We start from the raw sequence: 3,651 nt of genomic DNA on the forward strand, positions 1-3,651 counted from the left end.
GAACCGCCACCATATTTTCTTTGGCGCTGCCCTGGCCCAGCCGGTCGGCGTCCGACGCCTTTTTCTCCGCCTTTTTGGCCGCCAGCTCCGCTTCCTGCGTCCGGATATTGGCCTCCCGGGCCTGCGCCTGGGCCGTCTTGAGCTCCTCCCGGAGCTTCTTCACGTTTTCCCGGGCCTTCTGCTCCGCTTCCTCCAGCTCCCGCCGGTGGGCCTTGGCGGCTGCCTGCTTGGCTTCCTTTGCTCCTTCCGCCCGGGCGGCCGCCAACTGCTCCGGAGAGGCATCCCGTGTCTCCACAGCCACCTCCACCGGGCGGCTGCGCAGGGCCTGGAGCTCCTCCTCCGCCGCCTGCAGCTGTCGGGCCTTTTCCTCCTCGGCCTCCCTGGCTCGCTGCTGCAGCTCCTTGAGCTGGCACATGTCCGCTTCCATCTTGGCCCGGCTCTCTTCTGCGGACCTGGCCCGGGCATCCGCCTTCTGTGCTTCCCGGAGGGCCCGGTCCCGTTCCTCGATAGCGGCTTTCAGCTCCTTGGCCGTCATCTCCGGCACCGTCTTTTCCACCCCGTCCACGGTGTGGGGCTCAGACACGAAGTTCGCCCGTTCCGATTCCGGCAAAGCCAACAGCGCCAATGCTTTGGAGGCTCCCAAATCCGCAATCTCTGCGGATTTGGAATACTCCCGGGCAAGACGCATAAAGTTCTGGGCAGACCGCTCCGAAAGGTCCACCCGATCCCGCAGCCAGGGCAGCCACTCCCCGTGGCCCAGTTGGGCCTTGGCCTCCAGCAGTCGCTTCCCGATCTCGATGATGGCGCCTCCAGCCTGGCGCTTGTAAAAGAGGATCTCCTCGGTGATGATGTCCAGAGGCTTGTCCTCCGCGGGCGGCTGCCCGTTCATTCCGAAGTCCCGGGCCAGGATGGCCCCCTCTCCGTCGTCCGGCTCCCCGTTTTCCCAGGGCCTCTCTCCGATGCCCAGTTCCGCCGCCAGGGCCTTTGCTTGTTCCATGCTCATGCCGCACCTTTTCCTTTCTTCTTTTGTTGTCTCATGGGTCGGATGTGCTCCAGCCAGGCCGCTTCAAAGGCCTCCACCGCCTTTGTCCGATTGCAGTTGCACTTCCCCCGGTTCTGAAGCACTGTGAAGTCATCCAGCTTTAACTCCAAGGTATACCAAGGCTTGTCCGGCTCCGTTGCCCGTCGGATGAAGAAGATAGCTGCGTTCCCGCCTGCGTGCTTTTCCTTGTAGGTGGCCACGCAGTGGTGCAGGGTCTTCCCCTCCGTGTCCAGCTCCTCCGGTGCGGCGCAGGGCCGGATCAGGATGCCCTCATGATTCCAGGCCAGCGGTGCCAGAACGTTCAGACGGGCCGCAAAGGCGTCCCGGAGCCTGCGGTTTTTCTCCGCCAGGTCTTTAGCCCTCCGGGCCTCCTCCCGCACCCGCCGTTCCTCTGCCACCCGATCATGGGCACGCATCAGAGCCTTGGGAAAGCGGACGTGCTCGTCTGTCAGGTCATAGCCCTCTCCCCGGGCAATGCGCCAGTAATCCTCCAGGATGCTGCCGTCCGCCCGCTTGTCCAGCGCACGCTGTCGCTGCAGATAGCGCACCGCCCGCATCAAGGGTGCTTTTTCCTTCTCCACGATCCGCTGGCACCAATGAATCCCGGCGGCTTCGCACTCTTCCAGGTCCTCCGGCAAGCGTAGCTTGACGCCCTTTTCCCGGCACAGCCGGTAAAAGGACAGCTCCTCCGTCGTCCAGTGCATCTCCCGGCAGAAGCGGAACTCCTGGCCGGTGAGGCCCAGCATCCTGGCCGGGCGGCGTTCCTTCCAGCAGACCTCCGGCAGCTTTGGGATTCCCTTGGCCCGCTCATAGCTGTACCGGTAGCTCTCCGCCCGGATCATCTCCCCCACCAAGGCCCCGCAGCCCTGGACGACCAGATTCTCAAGATTCCGGTGACGCTGCCAGAGCCGGAGATACGTCACCGGATACGGCTCCTCTGCCGCCTTCATGTAAAGGTCCAGTTTGCTGTTCTCCGCCGTGGAGCCCACCAGGAGCTCCGGGTCCCAGGGATAGATCAGATCCGCCTCTCCCCAGTTGTCCAGGCAGATTTTGCGCTGCTCCCAATGGCCGAAAAAGCTGATGGCAGAGAGGCACTTGAGATAGCCCATCAGCCGCACCACCTTGTGCTCCTCTACCACATAGGCCTCGTACTGCCGGCAGGAAATGCTCTCTCTTCCCTCGCAGAAGATGTACTTCCCCACGCACCAGCCCACCAGGGCCAGCTTGTCCCCTATGCGGGTGATGGTCAGGGGCCAGTATTCTTTTCCCCAGTGTCCGCCTCGGCCCCGGCCGATGTGCAGGGCTTCCGCCTCGCAGCCGCACATGGGGCAGCGGACGTGATTCCCGTCCGATACGGGATGCCCGCTGCCCGGGTCGAAATAGCCGAAGGTATGCCCGGGGTTGGGGATTCTCTCGGCGTACATGGTCTCGCCGCAGGCGGAGCACCGCAGCTCCGCCATCCGTTTCCGCTGCCCGGTGAGGGGATCACACACCCAGGTGGCCTTGTACCAGATCACATGCTCCCGGAGCTTTCCCTGCCCCTGGAGCCAGGGGATCAGCCCCTCCGGCGGCTCCTGGGGCAGCTCCACCGCGTAATCGTGCTGTTCCATGCCGTCACCTCACAGAAAGTCCGCCAGATCCACCGAAACCGCGCCGCTCCCGGAGGGCTTGTCCGTTTGCGGGTCCGGCAGGCCGTAGAACTTCCGCAGGATCTCCTCCGCCTCCAGCGGCGTCACACAGGCAAAATTCCCGGTCTTGTGCTTATCCGCAAAGGCCTTGATCTGCTGTTCTGCCTGGACGATCCCCATCTCCGGGTTGTGCAGGTCCTGGGCGATCAGCTCCGCGCTCTCCGGCTCCCGTCGGCAAATATCCATCAGCTGCTCTGCCACCATCCAGGGCCCGGACCGCTCTTTCACCTTGCTCTGCTGCTCCCGCAGCAGGAAAATCGCCTGTTCCGTCATATTCCTTTACACTCCTTCTGTTTCAGAGGTCAAACAACTTTTCCTTGCTGGTATGCCCGCCGCAGCAGGTGCCGCATCCGCTCTTCCTCCTGCCGGGAGGCCTGCGCACAGATTCCGCACATGGGCGGCGGGCCGAAGTAGGTCTTTCCGCACCGGCAGCAGATATTCCGGGGCGCGCCTTCGACCCGCTTTTTCTCTTCGCAGCGTGCGGCCACGGTTCGCCAGGGCACACCCCAGAACCGGGCAGCCTCCACCGTGGCAAGCTCCCAGCTTTCCGCCACCACCCATGCGTCTGTGTGGCCCTCGCAGCCGATTTCCCAGAGAATGTCCCGCTTGTGCGTTGCCATGGTCCTCACCGTCCTTTCCCGTGCCCCCGCTGTTTCCATTTTCGGAAACGGACTCTGCTCTCAAAGATGTAATCCCGCTGGACCGCCTGCTCCAACCGCCCCGCCGCGCTCTGGCTCCGCTGTTTCTGCCGGCCGTTCTGCCAGTCTCCCCACGCCGGGCAGATCCAGCTCCCGTCCTCCCGCCGCCCATGGCACCGAGGAGAGCGGTCCGGGCAATCCCGCCCGCAGGGCGGCCGCATGGTCATGACCAGTCCTCCGTCTCAAAAACCGCCTCATACAGCACTTGGTGTGCCGGCTGGCC

The 3,651-nt window shown here is 64.0% G+C and carries 4 protein-coding genes; all 4 read right to left on the reverse strand.

Annotation, left to right across the window (positions count from 1 at the left end; all coding sequences use genetic code 11):
* The coding region (locus QZL67_RS09720) for a DUF3102 domain-containing protein (protein ID WP_292920258.1) at nt 1-1,003 on the reverse strand (1,003 nt) is incomplete at its 3' end.
* Nucleotides 1,000-2,652, reverse strand: a complete 1,653-nt coding sequence (locus QZL67_RS09725; RefSeq protein WP_022290524.1) for a PcfJ domain-containing protein — start codon at nt 2,650-2,652, stop codon at nt 1,000-1,002. The genes QZL67_RS09725 and QZL67_RS09720, both read right to left, overlap by 4 nt.
* Before the next feature lie 9 nt (nt 2,653-2,661).
* Nucleotides 2,662-3,003 carry a hypothetical protein gene (locus tag QZL67_RS09730; protein WP_022290525.1) on the reverse strand — a complete coding sequence of 114 codons (342 nt, stop codon included), beginning with the start codon at nt 3,001-3,003 and terminating at the stop codon, nt 2,662-2,664.
* A gap of 29 nt (nt 3,004-3,032) precedes the next feature.
* A complete protein-coding gene (locus tag QZL67_RS09735) occupies nt 3,033-3,350 on the reverse strand; it encodes a hypothetical protein (protein WP_022290526.1) in 318 nt (105 codons plus the stop codon).
* Nucleotides 3,351-3,651: the final 301 nt, after the last annotated feature.

Source organism: Oscillibacter sp. CAG:155, assembly GCA_000436875.1.
In the GTDB taxonomy this organism is placed as follows: domain Bacteria; phylum Bacillota; class Clostridia; order Oscillospirales; family Oscillospiraceae; genus Oscillibacter.

Bases quoted from the DNA above. Each gene is read 5' to 3' on its own strand.
- QZL67_RS09730 (WP_022290525.1), bottom strand. From the start codon at position 3,003: ATGACGGAACAGGCGATTTTCCTGCTGCGGGAGCAGCAGAGCAAGGTG.
- QZL67_RS09725 (WP_022290524.1), bottom strand. From the start codon at position 2,652: ATGGAACAGCACGATTACGCGGTGGAGCTGCCCCAGGAGCCGCCGGAG.
- QZL67_RS09735 (WP_022290526.1), bottom strand. From the start codon at position 3,350: ATGGCAACGCACAAGCGGGACATTCTCTGGGAAATCGGCTGCGAGGGC.